The organism is Neisseria sp. HMSC065D04 (genome assembly GCF_001815675.1).
Lineage (GTDB): Bacteria > Pseudomonadota > Gammaproteobacteria > Burkholderiales > Neisseriaceae > Neisseria.
The window spans coordinates 1,324-23,238 of sequence record NZ_KV821504.1 but is presented as its reverse complement, the minus strand read 5'-3'; the positions used below and the strand labels follow the sequence as shown (position 1 = coordinate 23,238).

Annotated in this window: 19 protein-coding genes; 13 read left to right on the top strand and 6 right to left on the bottom strand. The window is 54.5% G+C overall.

Annotated features, from left to right (window positions below; translation table 11 throughout):
* Nucleotides 1-38: 38 nt before the first annotated feature.
* On the bottom strand, nt 39-626 hold the full coding sequence (locus HMPREF3050_RS05550) for a YdcF family protein (protein ID WP_070773925.1): 588 nt from the start codon (nt 624-626) through the stop codon (nt 39-41).
* A gap of 317 nt (nt 627-943) precedes the next feature.
* Here HMPREF3050_RS05550 and trpC point away from each other — a divergent pair, with 317 nt between their 5' ends.
* Nucleotides 944-1,726: an indole-3-glycerol phosphate synthase TrpC gene (gene trpC, locus HMPREF3050_RS05545; protein WP_070773923.1), complete on the top strand. Its 783-nt coding sequence runs from the start codon at nt 944-946 to the stop codon at nt 1,724-1,726.
* Nucleotides 1,727-1,801: 75 nt separating this feature from the next.
* Here the strand turns inward: trpC and HMPREF3050_RS05540 are convergent, their stop codons facing one another.
* Entirely contained in the window at nt 1,802-3,445 is a 1,644-nt protein-coding gene (locus HMPREF3050_RS05540) for an ABC1 kinase family protein (protein ID WP_070773921.1), read from the bottom strand.
* A gap of 169 nt (nt 3,446-3,614) precedes the next feature.
* Here HMPREF3050_RS05540 and HMPREF3050_RS05535 point away from each other — a divergent pair, with 169 nt between their 5' ends.
* The 6 genes from HMPREF3050_RS05535 (at nt 3,615) to argJ (ending at nt 7,116) form a co-directional block, all read left to right on the top strand.
* Complete coding sequence (locus HMPREF3050_RS05535) at nt 3,615-4,247, top strand: C40 family peptidase (protein WP_009313066.1); 633 nt, start codon at nt 3,615-3,617, stop codon at nt 4,245-4,247.
* Nucleotides 4,248-4,265: 18 nt separating this feature from the next.
* Nucleotides 4,266-4,484: a hypothetical protein gene (locus HMPREF3050_RS05530; protein ID WP_036529748.1), complete on the top strand. Its 219-nt coding sequence runs from the start codon at nt 4,266-4,268 to the stop codon at nt 4,482-4,484.
* Between the two features lie 38 nt (nt 4,485-4,522).
* Nucleotides 4,523-4,663, top strand: coding sequence for a hypothetical protein (locus HMPREF3050_RS14605; protein ID WP_156798174.1), 141 nt, complete (start codon nt 4,523-4,525; stop codon nt 4,661-4,663).
* 104 nt (nt 4,664-4,767) lie between these two features.
* Nucleotides 4,768-5,112: a CidA/LrgA family protein gene (locus HMPREF3050_RS05525; RefSeq protein ID WP_070773919.1), complete on the top strand. Its 345-nt coding sequence runs from the start codon at nt 4,768-4,770 to the stop codon at nt 5,110-5,112.
* Nucleotides 5,112-5,813 (top strand): LrgB family protein, encoded by a 702-nt coding sequence (locus HMPREF3050_RS05520; protein WP_070773917.1) that lies wholly within the window; start codon nt 5,112-5,114, stop codon nt 5,811-5,813. Before HMPREF3050_RS05525 ends, HMPREF3050_RS05520 begins: the two co-directional genes overlap by 1 nt.
* Nucleotides 5,814-5,895: 82 nt before the next feature.
* Complete coding sequence (gene argJ / locus HMPREF3050_RS05515) at nt 5,896-7,116, top strand: bifunctional glutamate N-acetyltransferase/amino-acid acetyltransferase ArgJ (protein ID WP_070773915.1); 1,221 nt, start codon at nt 5,896-5,898, stop codon at nt 7,114-7,116.
* 371 nt (nt 7,117-7,487) lie between these two features.
* Here the strand turns inward: argJ and HMPREF3050_RS05510 are convergent, their stop codons facing one another.
* The 3 genes from HMPREF3050_RS05510 to leuS form a co-directional block, all read right to left on the bottom strand.
* Nucleotides 7,488-7,976 (bottom strand): hypothetical protein, encoded by a 489-nt coding sequence (locus HMPREF3050_RS05510; RefSeq protein WP_070773913.1) that lies wholly within the window; start codon nt 7,974-7,976, stop codon nt 7,488-7,490.
* 298 nt (nt 7,977-8,274) lie between these two features.
* The gene (locus HMPREF3050_RS05505) at nt 8,275-9,066 is read right to left on the bottom strand and encodes a DpnI domain-containing protein (RefSeq protein ID WP_070773911.1); all 792 of its coding nucleotides are present in this window, start codon (nt 9,064-9,066) and stop codon (nt 8,275-8,277) included.
* A 137-nt stretch (nt 9,067-9,203) separates the two neighbouring features.
* Entirely contained in the window at nt 9,204-11,834 is a 2,631-nt protein-coding gene (gene leuS / locus HMPREF3050_RS05500; protein WP_070773930.1) for a leucine--tRNA ligase, read from the bottom strand.
* 199 nt (nt 11,835-12,033) lie between these two features.
* Between leuS and dnaJ the strand changes: the two genes are divergently transcribed.
* From dnaJ to fabF, 4 genes are all read left to right on the top strand, one after another.
* Nucleotides 12,034-13,170 (top strand): molecular chaperone DnaJ, encoded by a 1,137-nt coding sequence (dnaJ, locus tag HMPREF3050_RS05495; protein WP_003769239.1) that lies wholly within the window; start codon nt 12,034-12,036, stop codon nt 13,168-13,170.
* Nucleotides 13,171-13,300: 130 nt separating this feature from the next.
* A complete protein-coding gene (locus tag HMPREF3050_RS05490) occupies nt 13,301-15,316 on the top strand; it encodes a prolyl oligopeptidase family serine peptidase (RefSeq protein WP_070773909.1) in 2,016 nt (671 codons plus the stop codon).
* A 286-nt stretch (nt 15,317-15,602) separates the two neighbouring features.
* Complete coding sequence (gene acpP, locus HMPREF3050_RS05485; protein ID WP_003742600.1) at nt 15,603-15,839, top strand: acyl carrier protein; 237 nt, start codon at nt 15,603-15,605, stop codon at nt 15,837-15,839.
* A 174-nt stretch (nt 15,840-16,013) separates the two neighbouring features.
* Nucleotides 16,014-17,261, top strand: a complete 1,248-nt coding sequence (fabF, locus tag HMPREF3050_RS05480; protein WP_070773907.1) for a beta-ketoacyl-ACP synthase II — start codon at nt 16,014-16,016, stop codon at nt 17,259-17,261.
* 333 nt (nt 17,262-17,594) lie between these two features.
* Here fabF and HMPREF3050_RS05475 read toward each other — a convergent pair whose 3' ends face one another.
* The gene (locus HMPREF3050_RS05475) at nt 17,595-18,452 is read right to left on the bottom strand and encodes a ParB/RepB/Spo0J family partition protein (RefSeq protein ID WP_003761057.1); all 858 of its coding nucleotides are present in this window, start codon (nt 18,450-18,452) and stop codon (nt 17,595-17,597) included.
* A gap of 159 nt (nt 18,453-18,611) precedes the next feature.
* Here HMPREF3050_RS05475 and HMPREF3050_RS05470 point away from each other — a divergent pair, with 159 nt between their 5' ends.
* Both HMPREF3050_RS05470 and gyrB read left to right on the top strand, forming a co-directional pair.
* Nucleotides 18,612-19,190, top strand: coding sequence for a UbiX family flavin prenyltransferase (locus HMPREF3050_RS05470; RefSeq protein ID WP_003775953.1), 579 nt, complete (start codon nt 18,612-18,614; stop codon nt 19,188-19,190).
* Between the two features lie 203 nt (nt 19,191-19,393).
* Complete coding sequence (gyrB, locus tag HMPREF3050_RS05465; protein WP_070773905.1) at nt 19,394-21,784, top strand: DNA topoisomerase (ATP-hydrolyzing) subunit B; 2,391 nt, start codon at nt 19,394-19,396, stop codon at nt 21,782-21,784.
* The last annotated feature ends 131 nt before the right edge of the window (nt 21,785-21,915 follow it).

The following is a 21,915-nucleotide window of genomic DNA, read 5'->3' as shown; positions in this document are numbered from 1 at the left end:
GCCCAAGTCTAAAACTATTTGCTTCGGACGGACAGGATTCAGCGGTGCATAATCATGGCTTTAATCCACGCGGGTATTTCGCGGGAGAGTTTGCGCAGGTAATTGGGTGTGGAGTCGCCGCAGGAACCGGAAGCGTAAAACTGGACGTTTTTGCCTTTTAAATGACGGTTGACGAGCCACTCGGCGCGTGCGAGATGGAAGGCGTCGCTGACGATGATGACGTTGGATACGTCTTGCAACAGCGGTGCGCTCAAGGCGATGTTTTCAAAAGTGCTTTCCGATTTGTTTTCGATGCGGATGTGTTCGGGCGGGATGCCCATGTCTATCGCCATAGATTGCATGGCTGCCGCTTCGTTGCTGCCGTCGCCGTCCGTGCCGCCGCTCATCAGCAACCTGCTGACTTTGTTTTGACGGTAGAGGGCGACGCCTGCTTCCACTCGGGAGCGCAGGCAGGGATTGGGTTTGCCGCGCCTGTTGACGGAATTGCCCAAGATGACGGCGATGTCGGCAGGTTTGATGTTTTGGGATGCTTTTTCTGCTTGGACGGCTTGGTAATGCAGCCAAGCCACGCTGGTCGCCCAGATGAGGAGAAGCGGGAGGAGGCCCCATATTATCCATCTTTTCATAAATGATTCCTTTGGGTGTATCGGGTGTGTGCGGCGGGATATCGGTTGGATGGCGCGGCAGTGAAACATCATAGCATATGCGGATTGTCTGACTGGCAAGACGGGATGGGCGGTAGATTTCGGTTGCGGGCGGGGTGGGTATGTTGTGTTGTCATCGCGGGGAGGTCGTCTGAAACCATCTTCTGTTTTTCAGACGACCTCATAAATGTTAAGATAAACCGTTTTTCCCTTTACGGTATGGAAGGACGCAAAAAGCGGCGGCATCGGGTTGCCTGCTGTTTTGCGTGGTTCCGCCATGTATTGACCGAAAGCCATTTATGACCGATATCCTCAATAAAATCCTTGCCACCAAGGCCCAAGAAGTGGCCGCTCAAAAAGCGGCTGCGCCACTTGCGGAAGTCAAAGCGCAGTTGCGCGATGCCGAACCTGTGCGTGACTTTTTTGCTTCCATCCGCAATAAACACGCTCAAAACTTGCCTGCCATTATCGCGGAAATCAAAAAAGCCAGTCCCAGCAAAGGGCTGATACGGCCTGATTTTCACCCTGCGGATATTGCGCGCACTTATGAACGCGCAGGGGCGGCTTGTTTGTCTGTGTTGACCGACGAAGTGTATTTCCAAGGTTCGCCCGAGTATTTGAAACAGGCGCGTTCGGCGGTCAGCCTGCCGGTGTTGCGCAAGGATTTCATCATCGACGACTATCAGATTTATCAGGCGCGCACATGGGGCGCAGATGCGGTTTTATTGATTGCGGCGGCTTTGGATGCCGCGCAGTTGGCGCATTTTGAAGCCGTTGCCCACGATTTGGGCTTGACCGTGCTGCTGGAATTGCACGATCAATCCGAATTGGAAAAATGCCGCAGTATGACCACGCCGCTTTGGGGTGTGAACAACCGCAATCTGCGGACTTTTGAAGTTACGCTCCAGCAAACTTTAGACCTGCTCCCCGAGCTATCGGGCAAAACGGTCGTCACGGAAAGCGGTATCCGAAACAAAGACGATGTGGACTTTATGCGCGGACATGGCGTGCATACGTTCTTAATCGGCGAAACCTTTATGCGGGCGGCGGATATCGAAGCCGAAGTGCGTAAGTTGTTTTAATACCTTGCCGCAAGGTGTGCAAAGCACAAAATTTCTTGCCTGCTTTTGAGGCGGTCTGCTTCGGAAGCAGGCAGTTTAGTGTTTCCCCGACCGCCACACCGACCAGATAATCCACAGGCTGTTGGCGAAGGCGATAAGGTAGCCGACGAAGCCGATAAACTTGGGGCCGGTGTCTATACTCATGACGATGGACGAACCGATAATCAGGGCGGCGGTGACGATGCCCATGGTCAGGCGGTTGGCGGCGCTGTCGATTTGATGGCTGATGCGGTCTGACTGCTTGAGGTCTAGGGTGATGCCGAATTTGCCTTTTTGCAGCATTCTGGTCAGCCTGAAGAAGTCTTGCGGCAGCGACTCCGCCATTTGCAACAGGGTGCGCAGTTGCGTTTTGGCGTTGCGGGCAATGTGGGCGGCGGAGGCTTGTTCTTTGACGGCGGCTTCGGTAATGGGTTTGGCGCGTTCGAGCAGTTCGATACTGCCGTCGAGCCGTTTGACGACGCCTTCGAGGGTGATGAGGGTCTTGAAGAGCATCACGAGGTCGCCGGGCAGGGTCAGCACGTGGCGGCGCATGATGGAGGTGATGTCGTTGATGACTTGGCTGACGCGCAGGTCGCGGATGGGCGTGTGTTCGTAGTTGAGCAGCATTTCCAAGACGTCTGCGCCGAGCAGGTTTTCGTCGGGCAAATCGCCCTGCGCCCAGTCGCTGAGGACGTATTGGATGAGCAGCGCGTCGTTGTTGGTCAGGGCGTTGATAAGGTTGAGGATTTCGCGGTGGCGGGTGTTGCCGAGGTGTCCGACCAGCCCGAAGTCGATGAAGGTGATGCCGCCGTTGTCGTTGATGAAGATGTTGCCCGGATGGGGGTCTGCATGGAAAAAACCTTGTCGCAGCATCATGGTGAAGAGGGTGTCGGTAATCCGTCCGGCAAGAGTGCTGCGCAAGGTGTGGGGCATGGTTTCGAGGTCGGCGTCTTTCAGGAGCGTGCCGCCGATGTGGTCTTGTACGAGGATGTGCCGGTTGGAAATGTCGGGATAGACGGCGGGGATGCGGACCAAGGGGTCGTCTGAAAAGGTCTGACCGAAACGCTGCATATAGCGCAGCTCCACCGATAAGTCGGTTTCTTTTGCCAGACTTTTGGCAAAATAGGCGACCATCAATACGGGCTGGTAACGGCGCACTTCGGGGATTTCGGATTCCATCAGTCTGGCGAGGTGGTTCAAAATCCGCAGATCCGCCTGAATGACCGGCTCGATGTCGGGGCGTTTGACTTTGACGGCGACGGCGGTTCCGTCTAAAAGTTCGGCGCGGTGTACCTGCGCTACCGATGCGCTGCCGGCGGGTTTCGGGTCTATGCTGCGGAACACTTCGGAAACGGGTTTGCCCAGATAGGCTTCGACCAAAGTATAGATTTCAGACGACGGTATCGGCGCGACGTTGCTTTGCAGTTGTTCGAACTCTTCAATCCACTCCGCACCGAAAATATCGACCCTCGTGGACAATACCTGACCGAGCTTGACGAAGGTCGGACCCAGCTCCTCAAACGCTTTGCGGAAGCGTCGCGGCGTACTCATATAACGGCTGTCGGGATGCACTTCGTCCCCGCCCGCCGCGCCCAAACGGATGCGCTGCACAAAGCCGCCCAAGCCGTATTTCGTCAGTACGGTAATAATTTCGCGCATTCTGGAAAAGTCGCGCATGGCGAGCAGAGTGGGTATCATCATCGGTTGAGTGTCTTCGCAAATTTTTTATAAACAACGCTTTAACGCAATATAACAGACGCTTTTTTGCCAAACATCCTGTTTTTTATATACAATCGCCTGCATATCCCAGATACAGAATAACATAATAGCAGGCGGCAGACAGGTCGTCTGAAAATGGAATCAGTCAAACATGAAAGCCTTATCCAGGCTGGCGGCACTATTGGCTTCGGTCTATGTGCTGTCCGGCATTCATTTTGCAAACGCCGACGATCTCGATTCGTTCGTCAGAAACAGACAGCAGGTTTTAAACCAATTTGAAGATGCAAGACAACCTGCTTCCCCGGCACTCCTCCAACCCGGACGCGCAATCACTGCCGCGATCGCTCCCCGTCAACCCGTAAGCTCTGTACAGTCATCAGACAATGCAGACGAACTCATCAGCAGCGCGATGGGGCTTTTGGGCGTAGCCTACCGCTACGGCGGTACATCCGCGTCCACAGGTTTCGACTGCAGCGGTTTCATGCAGCACATCTTCAAACGCTCGATGGGCGTAAACCTCCCGCGCACTTCCGCCGCACAGGCAAAAATGGGTGTCGGCGTATCGCGTAGCGAATTGCAGCCGGGCGACATGGTGTTCTTCCGCACGATGGGTCGCGGCAGAATCTCCCACGTCGGCCTCTACATCGGCAACAACCGTTTCATCCACGCGCCGCGTACCGGCAAACGTATCGAAGTTACCAGCCTCAGCAACAAATACTGGAACGCCAAATACGCCTTCGCCCGCCGCGTGAAGAAAAACGATCCGTCCCGTTTCCTCAATTAAGTCTAGGAAAGTACCAACGTGAGTATGCCTGAAATGCCCAAATGGTATGACGACGACGGGCAAATCGTATCCTGCACTGAAAAAGTGAAAGTCATGACCGAAAATATGACCGAGCTTTATCAGGCGGCGCAAGACGCATTCGAAGACGCGCTCCTGATGGGGTGCGGCGAGAAGCAGTTGCGCGAATACCTGCGAGCCTTGATTGAAGGTGTGGAAAACCCCTACCGGAAATCCTAGGCGGACAAATCCCTATCCGACGGCGTGGCTTTTGAACCATGCCGTTTTTTATGGGCGGCAACCCGACAAGGTCGTCTGAAAGCCGGCAAGATGCTTTCAGACGACCTTATCGTTTGGTTTCATCATTGATTGATGCGGATAAGCGCGAAAACGGCAAATCGATGTTGCATTCGGGCTGAGCCACACTTTTCAGACGACCCCAAGGGCGTTATGATTCAATTATTAACAAAGATTCATAAACCGCCCGTCTGCAAAGCGGCAAACCATAGAGGAAACCCGACCCATGCACACCATCCGCGCCTTGCTCGTCCTGCTCGGCTGCCTCGCGCTCGGCGAAACCGCCGCCTACCTTACGGGCATCAAACTGCCCGGCAGCATCATCGGCATGGGCATTCTGTTTGCCATGCTTCAGGCGGGGTGGGTGAAAGCCGAGTGGTTGCAGCAGCTTACCGACGCGCTGATGGCAAACCTGACGCTTTTCCTTGTGCCACCCTGTGTCGCCATCATCAGCTATTTGGATTTGATTGCCGACAGTTGGCTGTCGATACTCGTCTCCGCCGCCGCCAGTACCGTATGCGTCCTGTTGGTAACGGGCAAGGTGCATCAATGGATACGGGAGAAAATCTGATGGACGGCATCCTTTCCCTGTGGCAGCAGCCCAGCGTCCTGCTTTTCCTGACGCTGGCGGTTTACGCGCTGGCACTCATCCTCCGCGCGCGGACGGGCTATCTCTTGCTCAACCCCGTCCTAATCAGCACCGTTACCCTGATTGCCTACCTCAAAATCCTCGACATCGATTACGCCGTGTACCACAATGCCGCGCAGTTTATCGACTTCTGGCTCAAACCCGCCGTCGTCGCACTTGCCGTCCCGCTCTACCAAAACCGTCAAAAAATCTTCAGCCAGTGGCTGCCCGTCATCGTCTCGCAGCTCGCCGGCAGCGTGACCGGCATCATCACAGGCATGTATTTCGCCAAATGGCTGGGCGCGGAACGCGAAGTCGTCCTCTCGCTCGCCGCCAAATCCGTGACCAACCCCATCGCCATCGAAATCACCCGCACCATAGGCGGCATCCCCGCCATCACCGCCGCCACCGTCATCGTCGCCGGACTGGTCGGGCAGATAGCCGGTTATACCGTGCTTAAAAACACTGTCGGCATGCCCTCGTCTGTCGGCATGTCGCTCGGCACCGCCTCACACGCCATGGGCATCGCCGCCTCGCTCGAACGCAGCCGGCGCATGGCGGCATACGCAGGGCTGGGGCTGACCCTCAACGGCGTACTGACCGCCGCCATCGCCCCGATTATCATCCCCGTATTAGGATTCTGAACACTTTTCAGACGACCCCGATGAACCAAAAAGGTCGTCTGAAACCCAAACCCATAGCAACCCCAAACAAAGGAGCAGCAAAATGGCAGTCAACCTCATAGAAAAAACCGCAGACCAACTGCTGAACATCGACGGCATCCAACTCTTCACCGCCCGCGCAGGCATCAAACAAACCGACCGCGCCGACCTCACCCTGATGGTACTTTCCGGCGGCAACACCGTAGGTGCCGTCTTTACCACCAACCGCTTCTGCGCCGCCCCCGTCCACATCGCCAAATCACACCTCTTCGACGAAGACGGCGTACGCGCCATCATCATCAACACCGGCAACGCCAACGCCGGTACAGGCGCGCAAGGCAGAATCGACGCCATCGAAACCTGCGCCGCCACCGCCGAACAAACCGGCTGCAAACCCTCCCAAGTCCTCCCGTTCTCCACAGGCGTCATCCTCGAGCCCCTGCCCGTCGGCAAAATCACCGCCGCCCTGCCCAAAATGCAGCCCGCCGACTGGGCGGATGCCGCACGCGCCATCATGACCACCGACACCGTGCCCAAATCCGCCTCGCGCGAAGGCAGCGTCGGCGAAAAACACACCGTCCGCGCCACCGGCATCGCCAAAGGCTCCGGCATGATCCACCCCAACATGGCGACCATGCTCTCCTTCATCGCCACCGATGCCAAAGTTTCCCAACCCATCCTCCAGCTGATGACCCAAGAAATCGCCGACGAAACCTTCAACACCATCACCGTTGACGGCGACACCAGCACCAACGACAGCTTCGTCATCATCGCCACCGGCAAAAACAGCCAAAGCGAAATCGACAATATCGCCGACCCGCGCTACAAACAGCTCAAAGACCTGCTCGGCAGCCTCGCCCTCGAACTCGCCCAAGCCATCGTCCGTGACGGCGAAGGCGCGACCAAATTCATCACCGTCCGCGTCGAAAACGCCAAAACCCGCGACGAAGCCCGCCAAGTCGCCTACGCCGTTGCCCACTCGCCCCTCGTTAAAACCGCCTTCTTCGCCTCCGACCCCAACCTCGGCAGACTGCTCGCCGCCATCGGCTACGCAGGCATCGCCGATTTGGATGCCGACGCCCTCGAAATGTATCTTGATGACGTATTGGTTGCCGAAAACGGCGGCCGCGCCGCAAGCTACACCGAAGAACAAGGGCAGGCAGTGATGGCGAAAGACGAAATCACCGTCCGCATCAAACTCCACCGCGGACAAGCCTCCGCCACCGTCTATACCTGCGACCTGTCGCACGACTACGTCTCCATCAACGCAGACTACCGCTCGTAAGGACAGATTGTAAGTTTTGGGTTTTCAGACGACCTTGTGCGTCAGTAAACTCAGTCTGTGGGCCACATCAATGGAAACACGATCGAAAAGAACGGTATTCCAACAGTGTTCAACTGGTAGCGTGGGCTATGCCCGCGAAATATGAAAGGTCGTCTGAAACCTGTATGCAGGCTTTCAGACGACCTTTGCTTTCCCAAAAACAATCCGTGGGCAAAGCCCACGCTACGGTTTGTTGAATATTTTTTGATGTCTTGGCTGTTGTTCGAGGGATAAATTTCCACTTTTGGAAATGCGTGTTTGTAATGAGAGAGGGTCGGATATAAATAGCCCGCTCATGGTTTGGCAAGATGGTAAGTAAAGGGTATGGCTTATTAGTATACTTGGATTTCGTTACCATTTTCTGTTACTTTGATGTAAGCCCCTGCTTCGACGGATACCATAAGTTCGTCTTGGTTGAAACACTGGGCACCGAGCACATCTTCATACAGTTGCCCGTTATAGATGATGTAGGCATGTTCTTGCCAGCCGGTATAGCCGCCGTATCTGTTTTTGGCATTGATACGGGCGCATACAATGTAACCGCGGATGTCACGGATGGGTGTGTCGGTTTTTACCGGAAGGGAGGTCCGCTCGAGACGTACAAATTTGCGCGGCTTGGAAATACCATCCAGCATCAAGGAATTGGGGTCGATGAGGGTACGCGCGAGATGGCGTTTGACGATTTGTTCGTAGTCGCTCGAATAACGTCCGTAGTCGAGGTTGCGGATTTGCTCCATCGTTATGATCGTGGGTTTGGGCAGGCTGTAGCAGCCTGCAAGCAGGGTGGCACTTAATAAGGCAGCAAGTGTAAATTTCTTCATGTTTTTTCCTTGATTATCGGCTTTGTTGGGATTTTTTAACCCGTGTTTCCAGTCGGTCTGGAAAAGAGGGTTATTCTAATATATCGGACTACATTTTTCCGCTGTCTTTTAAAGAGTTCTCTTAACTCGTGATGCGGGCTTGGTCTGCGAAAACATACTGTGCAAAAAGGTCGTCTGAAACCTGTATGCAGGCTTTCAGACGACCTTTGTTTTTTAAAAAACAATCCGTGGGCAAAGCCCACGCTACGGCCGGTTGTGTTTTAAATATCCCTTGTGAATTCAGTATCATGATTTGAAATCAAAACACCTTGGGAGTTGGGTGCAATTTGTTGATTTTTTTGTAAAGTCCGCGACCAATGAATTCGATCATATTTTGATCACGCAAAATTTGCAACTGTTGGCGGATTTTGTCTTTGATATGGTTGTTTTGGGGAAATTGGATGGATAGTCTGTTTTCAAATTCATACATTTGCGACAATGTGAATTCTTTGGGGAGTTGATCGATACATTTCATAATAGCCAAAAGCCAGCCTTTGCGCTCCGCATTTTGGTTGCGTAAAAATAGATTGGATTGCCATTTTTTCAGAACGATTTCGGGTTCGATAATGCGGGAATTGTCTATTAAGAATATTTTGCCGCTTTCAGGTAAAGGTACAAGATTAATGGAGCACATGATGTGGTGTGGTCGGTTTTTAATACCTTTATTTCTGGGAATAATCATGTCCGGTGTTATGAAATGTTTAGGTACGAGCACCAATTGCTGTATGGAGTAATCCGCTTTTTTATATGCAAGAAAGAAAAAGTTGGGGTTGGTATCTGACTGGATGCGCTCCAACATGGTGTGATATGCACCGTCAGGCACACTGTTACCTATAGTTTTTTGATTTTTACTCTTTAATTCATATTGCTCGTGACAGTTTGGACAAAAGAGGTCTGCAACAGGTTTGTTATTGGTAAATCTCTGCATCGGCTTGCTTCCGCAACAGGGGCAGTAGCCGTTTTTTTCTAGCCAAGCCTCGCTCATTACACGGATTTTGTGGGTTGCTTTATTTTGTTGCTTTCCCAATTCGGTATCGAAAAATAAATTCATGTTTTGGATTTTGAGATTTAAGTTATTTGAGGTCTGTAATGTAGACAACCCAATCTACCTTAAAAAGGTCGTCTGAAACCTGTATGCAGGCTTTCAGACGACCTTTCTTAATTGCAGCAGTCAATGCCGAATCGGCTTTACACCACGATGTTCACCAGTCTGCCCGGTACGACGATGATTTTCTTCGCAGGCTTGCCTTCCATGAATTTCACTGCGCCTTCGGTGGCGAGTGCGGCGGCTTCGAGGTCGGTTTTGGAGGCGTCGGCGGCGACGGTGATTTTGCCGCGCAGTTTGCCGTTGACTTGAACCATCACTTCGATTTCGGATTTGACCAAGGCGGCTTCGTCGACTGTCGGCCAGCCTGCTTCCCACAGTTTCGCGCTGTTCAATTCGCTCCACAGGGTTTCGCAGATGTGCGGCACGATGGGCCACAACAGGCGTACGGCGGTTTCCAATACTTCTTGGGCGACGGCGCGGCCTTGTTCGCTGCCGGTGTCGGTTTTGTCGTATTGGTTGAGCAGTTCCATCACGGCGGCGATGGCGGTGTTGAACTGCTGGCGGCGGCCGTAGTCGTCACTGACTTTGGCGATGGTGGCGTGCAGTTTGTAGCGCAGGTCTTTGAGTTCTTTAGACAAGCCGTCTTGGTTGCCTGTGAACGCTTTGACTGCTTCGCCTTGCTTCAGGTATTCGTAAACGGTACGCCACAGACGACGCAGGAAGCGGTGCGCGCCTTCGACGCCGCTGTCGCTCCATTCGAGGGACTGTTCGGGCGGTGCGGCGAACATCATGAACAGGCGTGCGGTGTCCGCGCCGTAGGCGTTAATCAATTCTTGCGGATCGACGCCGTTGTTTTTGGACTTGGACATTTTTTCCGTGCCGCTGATGACGACGGGCAGTCCGTCGGCTTTGAGGACGGCGGACACGGGGCGGCCTTTGTCGTCGAAAGTCAATTCGACATCGGCGGGGTTGATCCAGTCTTTGCCACCTTTGTCGTTTTCGCGGTAGTAGGTTTCGCAGACGACCATGCCTTGCGTGAGCAGGCGTTCGAACGGTTCGTCCACGCTGACCAAGCCTTCGTCGCGCATCAGTTTGGTGAAGAAGCGTGCGTATAAGAGGTGCAGAATCGCGTGTTCGATACCGCCGATGTATTGGTCGACCGCGCCCCAGTATTTCGCGGCTTCAGCCGATACCATACCTTCTGCGAACTTGGGCGACATGTAGCGGAAGAAGTACCAGCTCGATTCCATGAAGGTGTCCATGGTGTCGGTTTCGCGTTTTGCCGCGCCGCCGCAGCATGGGCAGGTGGTTTCGTAAAACTCGGGCATTTTTGCCAGCGGCGAACCCATGCCGTCGGGTACGACGTTTTCAGGCAAAACGACGGGCAGTTGGTCGGCTGGGACGGGTACGTCGCCGCATTTTTCGCAATGGACGATGGGAATCGGGCAGCCCCAGTAGCGTTGGCGCGAAATGCCCCAGTCGCGCAGGCGGTATTGGGTTTTCGGTTCGCCAGCGTCTTGGCTTTGCAGCTTGGCGGCGATGGCGTCGAAGGCCGTCTGAAAATTCATACCGTCCAAGTCGCCGCTGTTGACCAATACGCCGTTTTCTTTGTCGGCATACCATTCTTGCCATTGGTTTGCGTCGAATGCGTTGTCGCCGACGGCAATGACTTGTTTTTTCGGCAGATTGTATTTGGTGGCAAACTCGAAATCGCGTTCGTCGTGCGCCGGAACCGCCATCACCGCGCCGTCGCCGTAGCCCCACAATACATAGTTGGCAATCCACACTTCCAGCTTGTCGCCGTTGAGCGGGTTGACGACGTAGCGGCCGGTCGGCACGCCTTTTTTCTCCATCGTCGCCATATCGGCTTCGGCAACCGAGCCGGCTTTGCATTCGGCGATAAATGCCTGCAATTCGGGTTTGTCGGCGGCTGCGGCGGTTGCCAGCGGATGCTCGGCGGCAACGGCGACATAAGTCGCGCCCATCAGCGTGTCGGGGCGGGTGGTATAAACTTGCAGGAATTTCGCGTAATCGCCTTCCAAACCTTGTTTGCTGTCGTCTGAAACGGCGAAGCGCACGGTCATACCGCGAGATTTGCCAATCCAGTTGCGCTGCATGGTTTTGACTTGTTCCGGCCAGTGTTCCAGCTTGTCCAAATCGTTGAGCAGCTCTTCGGCGTAATCCGTGATTTTGAAGTAATACATCGGGATTTCTCGTTTTTCAATCAGCGCGCCCGAACGCCAACCGCGTCCGTCGATGACTTGCTCGTTGGCAAGGACGGTTTGGTCGACAGGATCCCAGTTTACCGTGCCGTTTTTGCGATAGACGATGCCTTTTTCAAACAGTTTGGTAAACAGCCATTGTTCCCAGCGGTAGTATTCGGGTTTGCAGGTGGCGACTTCGCGCTCCCAGTCAATCGCAAAACCCAGGCTTTTGAGCTGGGTTTTCATGTATTCGATGTTGTCGTACGTCCAAGCGGCGGGGGCGACGTTGTTTTTCATCGCCGCGTTTTCCGCAGGCATACCAAACGCGTCCCAACCCATAGGCTGCATGACGTTGAAGCCGTTTAAGCGTTTGAAGCGGCTCAATACGTCGCCGATGGTGTAGTTGCGCACATGCCCCATGTGCAGCTTGCCGCTGGGGTAGGGGAACATGGAGAGGCAGTAGTATTTGGGTTTGGAAGCGTCTTCGGAGACGTTGAAAATACGGGCGTCGTCCCATTTTTTCTGCGCCACGGGTTCGATGGCGGCGGGCTGGTAATGTTCTTGCATGGTCATTCTGTTTTTCGCTTGAAAACGTTAGGAAAAATAAAGGAGGGATTATAGCAGGTTGTCGGTAGGTCGGTTTGACAAAGGTCGTCTGAAACAGAACGGTATTTTTCAGACGACCTTTTATTCAGACTCTTGAGTTTTCCCCACCCCACCCATATATCCGGTCTAGTTTTTACACATATCAACAACCATCACTATCATGAGCAACCAAGATTTTTATGCAACACTCGGCGTGGCGCGCGGTGCGAGCGACGACGAAATCAAAAAAGCCTACCGCAAGCTGGCGATGAAATACCACCCCGACCGCAATCCTGGCGACAAAGAAGCGGAAGAAAAATTTAAAGAAGTTCAAAAAGCCTACGACACCTTGTCCGACAAAGAAAAACGCGCCATGTATGACCAATACGGCCATGCCGCATTTGAGCAGGGTATGGGCGGCGGCGCGGGCGGATTCGGCGGTTTTGGTGGGTTCGGCGGCGCGCAGGGCTTCGACTTTTCCGACATCTTCAGCCAAATGTTCGGCGGAGGCGGGGGCGGCGGCCGTCAGCCAAACTATCAAGGCGCGGATTTGCAGGTCGGCGTGGAAATCACGTTGGAAGATGCCGCCAAAGGCATCAAAAAACGCATCAACATCCCGACTTACGAAGAATGCGATGTCTGCCACGGTAGCGGCGCAAAACCCGGCACGTCCGCATCGACTTGTTCGACCTGTCACGGTTCCGGCACGGTACACGTCCGCCAAGCCATTTTCCAGATGCAGCAGACTTGTCCGACCTGCCACGGCACAGGCAAGGAAATCAAAGATCCGTGCGTCAAATGCCGTGGCGAAGGCCGCACCAAAACCAGCAAAACCGTTGAAGTCAACATTCCCGCCGGCATCGACGACGGTCAACGCATCCGCTTGAGCGGCGAAGGCGAACCGGGTACGCACGGCGCGCCCGCAGGCGATTTGTACGTCAACGTCCGCGTCAAAGAACACAAAATCTTCGAGCGCAACGGCTTGGATTTGCATTGCGAGCTGCCCATCAGTTTCGCCGTCGCAGCCCTGGGCGGCGAAGTCGAAGTTCCGACTTTGGACGGCAAAGTCAAACTGAACATCCCGAAAGAAACGCAAACCGGCCGCCGTATGCGCGTCAAAGGCAAAGGCATCAAATCCCTACGCTCCAGCGCGACAGGCGATTTGTACTGCCACGTTGTGGTGGAAACGCCGGTCAACCTGACCGACCGCCAGAAAGAGTTGCTGGAAGAGTTCGAGAAAATCTCCACCGGTCTCGACCGCAGCCAAACCCCGCGCAAAAAATCGTTCTGGGACAAAGTCGGCGAACTGTTTGACTGATTCGGGTTTGAAAACAGTAAAAGGTCGTCTGAAAGCTGATATCGTCGGCTTTCAGACGACCTTTTCATCTGTCTGCAAGGCTTTCCCGCTATAATTCCCGCTTTCGCTATTTTCAGACGGCCTCTCTTCTATGAAATCCTACCCCGATTCCTATCTCCATTTCGAAAACCTCGACGCCCCCGAAACGCAAAATTTCGCCGCTGAAGCACATGCTGAAACGCGCAAGCGCTTTTTGGAAAACGATAAAGCGCGCGCACTGTCGGACGGGATTTTGGCGCAGATGCAGGACACGCGGCAGATTCCGTTTTGTCAGGAGCACCGCGCGCGGATGTACCATTTTCATCAGGATGCGGAATATCCGAAGGGCGTGTACCGCGTGTGTACGGCGGCGACCTACCGTTCGGGCTATCCCGAGTGGAAAATCCTGTTTTCGGTGGCGGATTTCGACGAGTTGCTCGGCGACGATGTGTATTTGGGCGGGGTGTCGCACTTGGTGGAGCAGCCCAACCGCGCGCTATTGACTTTGAGTAAGTCGGGCGGCGATACGGCTTATACGTTGGAAGTGGATTTGGAAGCGGGCGGGCTGGTCGAGGGCGGCTTTCATTTTCCGGCGGGGAAAAACCATGTGTCGTGGCGCGACGAAAACAGCGTGTGGGTATGTCCGGCCTGGGACGAGCGGCAGTTGACCGAATCGGGCTATCCGCGCGAGGTGTGGCTGGTGGAGCGAGGCAAGAGTTTCGAGGAAAGCCTGCCGGTGTACCAAATCAGTAAAGACGGGATGATGGTGAACGCGTGGCGTTATCTTGATCCGCAGGGTTCGCCGATTGATTTGATTGAAGCGTCGGACGGTTTTTATACCAAGACGTATTTACAGGTGTCGTCTGAAGGCGAGGCGAAACCGTTGAACCTGCCTGCCGATTGCGACGTGGTCGGCTATCTGGCGGGACATCTTTTGCTGACGCTGCGCAAGGACTGGAACCGCGCGAACCAAAGCTATCCGAGCGGCGCGCTGGTGGCGGTGAAGCTGAATCGGGGCGAACTCGGGGCGGCGCAGCTTTTGTTTGCGCCCGATGAAACGCAGGCATTGGAAAGCGTGGAAACGACCAAGCGTTTTGTGGTGGCGAGCCTTTTGGAAAACGTACAGGGTCGTCTGAAAGCATGGCGCTTTGCCGACGGCAAATGGCAGGAGGCCGAACTGCCGCGCCTGCCTTCGGGCGCGCTGGAAATGACCGACCAGCCTTGGGGCGGCGACGTGGTTTACCTTGCCGCCAGCGATTTCACCACGCCGCTGACGCTGTTTGCGCTGGATTTGAACGTGATGGAACTGACCGTCATGCGCCGCCAGCCGCAGCAGTTTGTTTCAGACGGCATCGAAGTGCGGCAGTTTTGGACGGTGTCGTCCGACGGCGAGCGCATCCCTTATTTCTACGTCGGCAAAAACGCCGCGCCCGACACGCCGACGCTGGTCTATGCCTACGGCGGTTTCGGCGTGCCCGAGCTGCCGCATTATCTGGGCAGCATCGGCAAATACTGGCTGGAAGAGGGCAACGCCTTCGTGTTGGCGAACATACGCGGCGGCGGCGAGTTCGGCCCGCGCTGGCATCAGGCGGCGCAGGGAATCAGCAAACACAAAAGCGTTGACGATTTGCTTGCCGTCGTGCGCGATTTGTCCGAACGCGGCATGAGTTCGCCCGAACACATCGGTTTGCAGGGCGGCAGCAACGGCGGCCTGATTACCGCCGCCGCCTTCGTGCGCGAACCGCAAAGCATAGGCGCGCTGGTGTGCGAAGTGCCGCTGACCGACATGATCCGCTATCCGCTGCTCTCCGCCGGCGCAAGCTGGACGGACGAATACGGCAACCCGCAGAAATACGAAGTCTGCAAACGCTGGCTGGGCGAATTGTCGCCGTATCACAATCTTTCAGACGGCATCAATTATCCGCCTGCGCTCATTACCACCAGCCTCAGCGACGACCGCGTCCATCCCGCCCACGCGCTCAAGTTCTACGCCAAACTGCGCGAAACCTCCGCGCAATCGTGGCTCTACGCTCCGGACGGCGGCGGACATACCGGCAACGGCACGCAACGCGAATCCGCCGACGAACTCGCCTGCGTGTTGCTGTTTTTGAAAGAATTTTTGGGGTAAGGGCGGGTAGCGACACTGCTGCCGCGAATGAAAAAAGGTCGTCTGAAAACTGGAATTTCAGTTTTCAGACGACCTTTCTGCTTATTAACTCATTGATGCTAAACAAAAACAAATTCCCGCTTGTAGGTTAAAATCAGGCTATGCTAATATGCACAACAACAGGTTTTTCCAGAATAATCTGTGTTAGAATGCAGACTTAGATGGAAAACTCTATCCGAACTCGGTACAATACCGACGAATTTATTTCTCTTAAACAACCCGCCGCAAGGCAAAAGGAACGACTGATATGTCAAACATCGAACAACAAGTTAAGAAAATTGTTGCTGAACAACTGGGCGTAAACGAAGCCGAAGTGAAAAACGAATCTTCCTTCCAAGACGACCTGGGTGCAGATTCTTTGGATACCGTAGAATTGGTTATGGCTTTGGAAGAAGCTTTCGGTTGCGAAATCCCCGATGAAGAAGCCGAAAAAATCACTACCGTACAACTGGCTATCGACTACATCAACGCCCACAACGGCTAATCGGCCGCACCAAACACCCCAGCCTCTGCTGCGTTAGCGCAATAGAGGCTGTTACCTTATATATGTGGGGCAAAATCCGTTATAATAGCCGCCCGGAATCCGATTCCGAACCGCTATTATCATTTTCAGACGGCATCTTGCCGCATCCTACCGAAAACCAACAGCGAGATTATCATGAGTCAGAGAAGAGTAGTCATCACAGGCCTCGGCCAAGTATCACCGGTCGGCAACGACGTCGCCACCGCATGGAGCAACCTGCTCGCAGGCAAAAGCGGCATCGGCCGGATTACCCGCTTTGACGCATCCGACATCAACAGCCAAATCGCCGGCGAAGTGCGCGATTTCGACATCGGCCAATACATCAGCGCCAAAGAAGCCCGCCGCATGGACGTATTCATCCACTACGGCATCGCCGCCGCGCTGCAAGCCATCAACGATGCCGGTTTGGACGAATTGGAAAGCCTCGATAAAGACCGCGTCGGCGTGAACATCGGTTCCGGCATCGGCGGCCTGCCCAGCATCGAAGCCACCGGTAAAGCCGTACTCGAAGGCGGCGCGCGTAAAATCAATCCTTTCTTTATCCCCGGCTCGCTGATTAACCTGATTGCGGGTCACGTTACCATCCTCAAAGGCTACCGCGGCCCCAGCTACGGCATGGTTTCCGCCTGTACCACCGGCGCGCACTCCATCGGCGACTCCGCCCGACTGATCAAATACGGCGACGCGGACGTGATGATTGCCGGCGGTGCCGAAGGCGCCATCAGCACTTTGGGCGTCGGCGGCTTTGCTGCGATGAAAGCCCTTTCCACCCGCAACGACGATCCCGCCACCGCTTCCCGTCCGTGGGACAAAGGCCGCGACGGCTTCGTTATCGGCGAAGGTGCGGGCGTGCTGGTGTTGGAAGAATTGGAACACGCCAAAAAACGCGGTGCGAAAATCTACGCCGAAATCGTCGGTTTCGGCATGAGTTCTGATGCTTACCACATCACCGCCCCGAACGAAGAAGGCCCTGCGTTGGCGGTTACCCGCGCGCTGAAAGATGCCGGACTGAATCCCGAAGACGTCGATTACGTCAACGCACACGGTACGTCCACTCCGCTGGGCGATGCCAACGAAACCAAAGCGCTCAAACGCGCGCTGGGCGACCATGCCCGCAAAGTCATCGTCAACTCCACCAAATCCATGACCGGCCACTTACTCGGCGCGGCAGGCGGCGTGGAAGCGCTGTACAGCGTGTTGGCGGTACACGAGCAAAAATCCCCGCCGACTATCAACATCTTCGAACAAGACATCGAAGCGGGCTGCGATTTGGACTACTGCGCCAACGAAGCGCGCGACGCGAAAATCGACGTTGCCATCTCCAATTCCTTCGGCTTCGGCGGTACCAACGGCACGCTGGTGTTCAAACGGTTCAAAGACTGATTGAAACGGTTTGAAACAAGACGAAAGGTCGTCTGAAAACCTGAAACAAGGGTTTTCAGACGACCTTTTTTATGTTGGCAAGCATGGGACTTATAGTGGATTAAATTTAAATCAGGATAAGGCGACGAAGCCGCAGACAGTACAGATAGTACGGAACCGATTCACTTGGTACTTCAGCACCTTAGAGAATCGTTCTCTTTGAGCTAAGGCGAGGCAACGCCGTACTGGTTTAAAGTTAATCCACTATATATTGAAAAAGCCGGGTTTCGCATCATGCAAAACCCGGCTTGAAAAGCGGTCGAAAAGGCTTTTGGTCGATATCTGATTGTCGTCTTATGCCTGATAATCAATGCCCAACTGTTTCAGCAGATATTCAAATGTTTCCGGCGTATCAAAGTGGAGGACGATTTTGCCTTTTTTGTGATTGGTGGTTTTGACTTCCGCATTAACGCCCAGCCTTTCGGTCAATACATCATTCAGACGACGTATATCGGGGCTGATGGTTTTTTTGATTTCCTGTTTGGTTTGATGGGCGATTTGGCTGCGGCGTTCGACTTCGCGCACCGACCAACCGTTTTTTACCGCTTTTTGCGCCAATTCAAGCTGCTCGACCACGGGCAGGGTCAGCAGGGCACGGGCGTGTCCCATTTCAAGATGGCGGTGGTAGAGCATTTCTTGGACCGGCTCGGGCAGGCTCAACAGGCGCAGGCTGTTGGAAATGGCGCTGCGGCTTTTGCCGACCGCCTTGGCGATGGTTTCATGAGTCAGTCCGAACTCGTCGGCGAGGCGTTTCAAACCTTGCGCTTCTTCAATCGGGTTTAAGTTTTCGCGTTGCAGGTTTTCAATCAAACCCATTGCCAGCGCGGTTTCGTCGCTGATGGTTTTGATGACGACCGGAATCTCGGTCAGCCCGGCGAGTTGGGATGCGCGCCAGCGGCGTTCGCCGGCGATCAGTTCATATTGGGAAAGGCCGTGTTCGCGCACGATGACCGGCTGGATAACGCCTTGCGCTTTAATCGAATCCGCCAGCTCCTGCAAGGCTTCGTCGTCCATCTGTACCCGCGCCTGATAGCGGCCGGGTTGGATGTCGTTGATGGCGACGGTAGTCAGGCGGTCGCTGCTGCTGTTGTCCACGCCGTTGGAAATCAGGGAATCTAAACCGCGGCCCAAACCGCCTTTTGCTTTTGCCATATCGTGTCCCTTTCAGACGACCCTAAGGATGAAAAAACAGTATTCTATCGGATATTCACAAGCGCCGACAATTTGTATTGCTGTGTTATTCCAAGTGGCGATTTTTACTATAATGAACCCCCTCGGTTATTTTTCAGACGACCCACAGAAAGATTATTTATGACCCGACGCCTGATTATCGGCATCAGCGGTGCCAGCGGTTTCCAATATGGAGTCAAAGCCTTACAGCTTTTGCGCGCACATGACGTCGAAACGCATTTGGTGGTTTCCAAAGGTGCGGAAATGACACGTGCTTTGGAAACGGGCTACACAAAAGAAGAAGTCTATGCGCTCGCCGATGTCGTGTATTCCGTCAACCACATCGGCGAACGCATTGCCAGCGGCTCGTTTAAAACAGACGGGATGTTGATTGCCCCTTGCTCCATGCGGACGCTGGCATCCGTCGCGCACGGGTTCGGCGACAATCTTTTGACCCGCGCTGCCGATGTGGTTTTGAAAGAACGCCGGCGGTTGGTGCTGATGGTGCGTGAAGCGCCGTTAAACCTTGCCCATATTGAAAACATGCGCCGAGTGACCGAAATGGGCGGCATTATTTTCCCGCCCATTCCTGCCATGTATCAGCAGCCGCAAACCATTGACGACATCATTACCCACAGCGTGGCACATGCTTTGGACATGTTCGGCATCGAAACCGAAGGCGTGCCCAGATGGAACGGCGGACAAACCGAAGCAGACTGAAGACGATGCAGTTTGATAACGGAACTTTGCCGCCCCGAAGCTCGCCGCAAACGTGCTAAGCTGCTGAATTTTCCAGCAGAATCAGGTATAATGGCGGTCTATTTCCGTCCGTCGGACAGCTTGACCGTCCGGGTGGCGCGCCCAACTGTCGTTCAGACGACCTCAGCAGAAATTCTTTTAAAAAAATCTTACAGATAAAGACCATGACTGACCAAAAACACGAAGAATACGGCGCCGACAGCATACAAGTGCTGGAAGGCTTGGAAGCGGTACGCAAACGCCCCGGTATGTATATCGGCGACACGCAGGACGGCAGCGGCCTGCACCACATGGTGTTCGAAGTATTGGACAACGCCATCGACGAAGCCCTCGCCGGCCATTGCGACAAAATCACCGTAACCATCCATGCCGACAATTCCGTCAGCGTGGCCGACAACGGGCGCGGCATGCCCACCGGCATTCACCCTAAAGAAGGACGCTCCGCCGCCGAAGTCATCATGACCGTATTGCACGCGGGCGGTAAGTTCGACAACAACAGCTACAAAATCTCCGGCGGTCTGCACGGCGTGGGCGTGTCCGTCGTCAACGCGCTGTCCGACTGGGTAACGCTGACCATCTACCGCGATGGCAAAGAACACTTCGTCCGCTTCGTACGCGGCGAAACCGAAGAGCCGTTGAAAGTTGTCGGCGATTCCGACAAAAAAGGCACGACCGTACGCTTCCTCGCCAGCGCGGAAACCTTCGGCAACGTCGAATACAGCTTCGACATCCTCGCCAAGCGCATCCGCGAACTTTCCTTCCTGAACAACGGCGTGGACATCGAATTGATTGACGAGCGCGATGGCAAACACGAAAGCTTCGCCCTTTCCGGCGGCGTGGCCGGGTTCGTGCAATACATGAACCGCAAAAAAACGCCGTTGCACGAAAAAATCTTCTACGCGTTCGGCGAGAAAGACGGCATGAGCGTCGAATGTGCGATGCAGTGGAACGACAGCTATCAGGAAAGCGTGCAGTGCTTTACCAACAACATCCCGCAGCGCGATGGCGGTACGCACTTGACCGCGTTGCGCCAAGTGATGACGCGCACCATCAACAGCTACATCGAAGCCAACGAAGTCGCCAAAAAAGCCAAAGTTGAAACTGCAGGCGACGATATGCGCGAAGGTTTGACCTGTGTGTTGTCCGTCAAACTGCCCGACCCCAAATTCTCATCACAAACCAAAGACAAACTGGTTTCCAGCGAAATCGGCCCCGTTGTCAACGAAGTCATCAACCAAGCACTGACCGACTTCCTTGAAGAAAACCCGACCGAAGCCAAAATCATCACCAGCAAAATCGTCGATGCCGCCCGCGCGCGCGAAGCTGCCCGCAAAGCCCGCGAAATCACCCGCCGCAAAGGCGTGATGGACGGCTTGGGGCTGCCCGGCAAACTCGCCGACTGCCAAGAAAAAGACCCTGCCTTGTCAGAGCTTTACCTGGTCGAGGGCGATTCCGCAGGCGGTTCCGCTAAACAAGGCCGCGACCGTAAATTCCAAGCCATTTTGCCGCTCAAAGGCAAAATCTTGAACGTCGAAAAAGCCCGTTTTGAAAAAATGCTCGCCAGCCAAGAGGTCGCCACCCTGATTACCGCGCTGGGCGCAGGCATCGGCAAAGAAGAGTTCAACCCCGAAAAACTGCGTTACCACCGCATCATCATCATGACCGATGCCGACGTGGACGGTGCGCACATCCGCACCTTGCTCCTGACCTTCTTCTACCGCCAAATGCCCGAGCTGGTCGAACGCGGCTACATCTACATCGCCCAGCCGCCGCTTTACAAAGCCAAATACGGCAAGCAGGAGCGTTACCTCAAAGACGAACTTGAAAAAGACCAATGGCTGCTCGGCCTCGCTTTGGAAAAAGCCAAAATCGTTTCAGACGGCCGCACAATCGAAGGCGCAGAACTTGCCGATACCGCCAAACAATTCCTGTTGGCGAAAACCGTTATCGAACAGGAAAGCCGCTTCGTCGACGAACTCGTCCTGCGCGCCATGCTGCACGCGTCGCCCATCGATTTGACGTCGTCTGAAAACGCCGATAAAGCCGTTGCCGAACTTTCCGGTCTGCTCGACGAAAAAGAAGTCGCCCTCGAACGCATCGAAGGTCACGAAGGCAACCGCTTCATCAAAATCACCCGCAAGCTGCACGGCAACGTCATGGTCAGCTACATCGAACCCAAATTCCTCAACAGCAAAGCCTACCAAACCCTCACCCAAACCGCCGCCGCACTCAAAGGCTTGGTCGGCGAGGGCGCCAAGCTTTATAAAGGCGAGAACGAGTACGACGTGGACAGCTTTGAAACCGCGCTGAACATCCTGCTCCAAAACGCCCAAAAAGGCATGTCCATCCAGCGATACAAAGGTTTGGGCGAGATGAACCCCGAACAGCTTTGGGAAACCACGATGGACCCCACAGTACGCCGTCTGTTGAAAGTGCGCATTGAAGACGCCATTGCCGCCGACGAAGTATTCGTTACCCTGATGGGCGACGAAGTCGAACCGCGCCGCGCCTTCATCGAAAACAACGCCCTGATTGCGCAAAATATTGACGCTTGATAGGAGCTGAAACATGAAAAGGTCGTCTGAAAATGGGGATTTCCGGTTTTCAGACGACCTTTTTGATTGGTGGGAACGTTGCGGCGTCATGCTGCATGAAATATAGTGGATTAACTTTAAATCAGGACAAG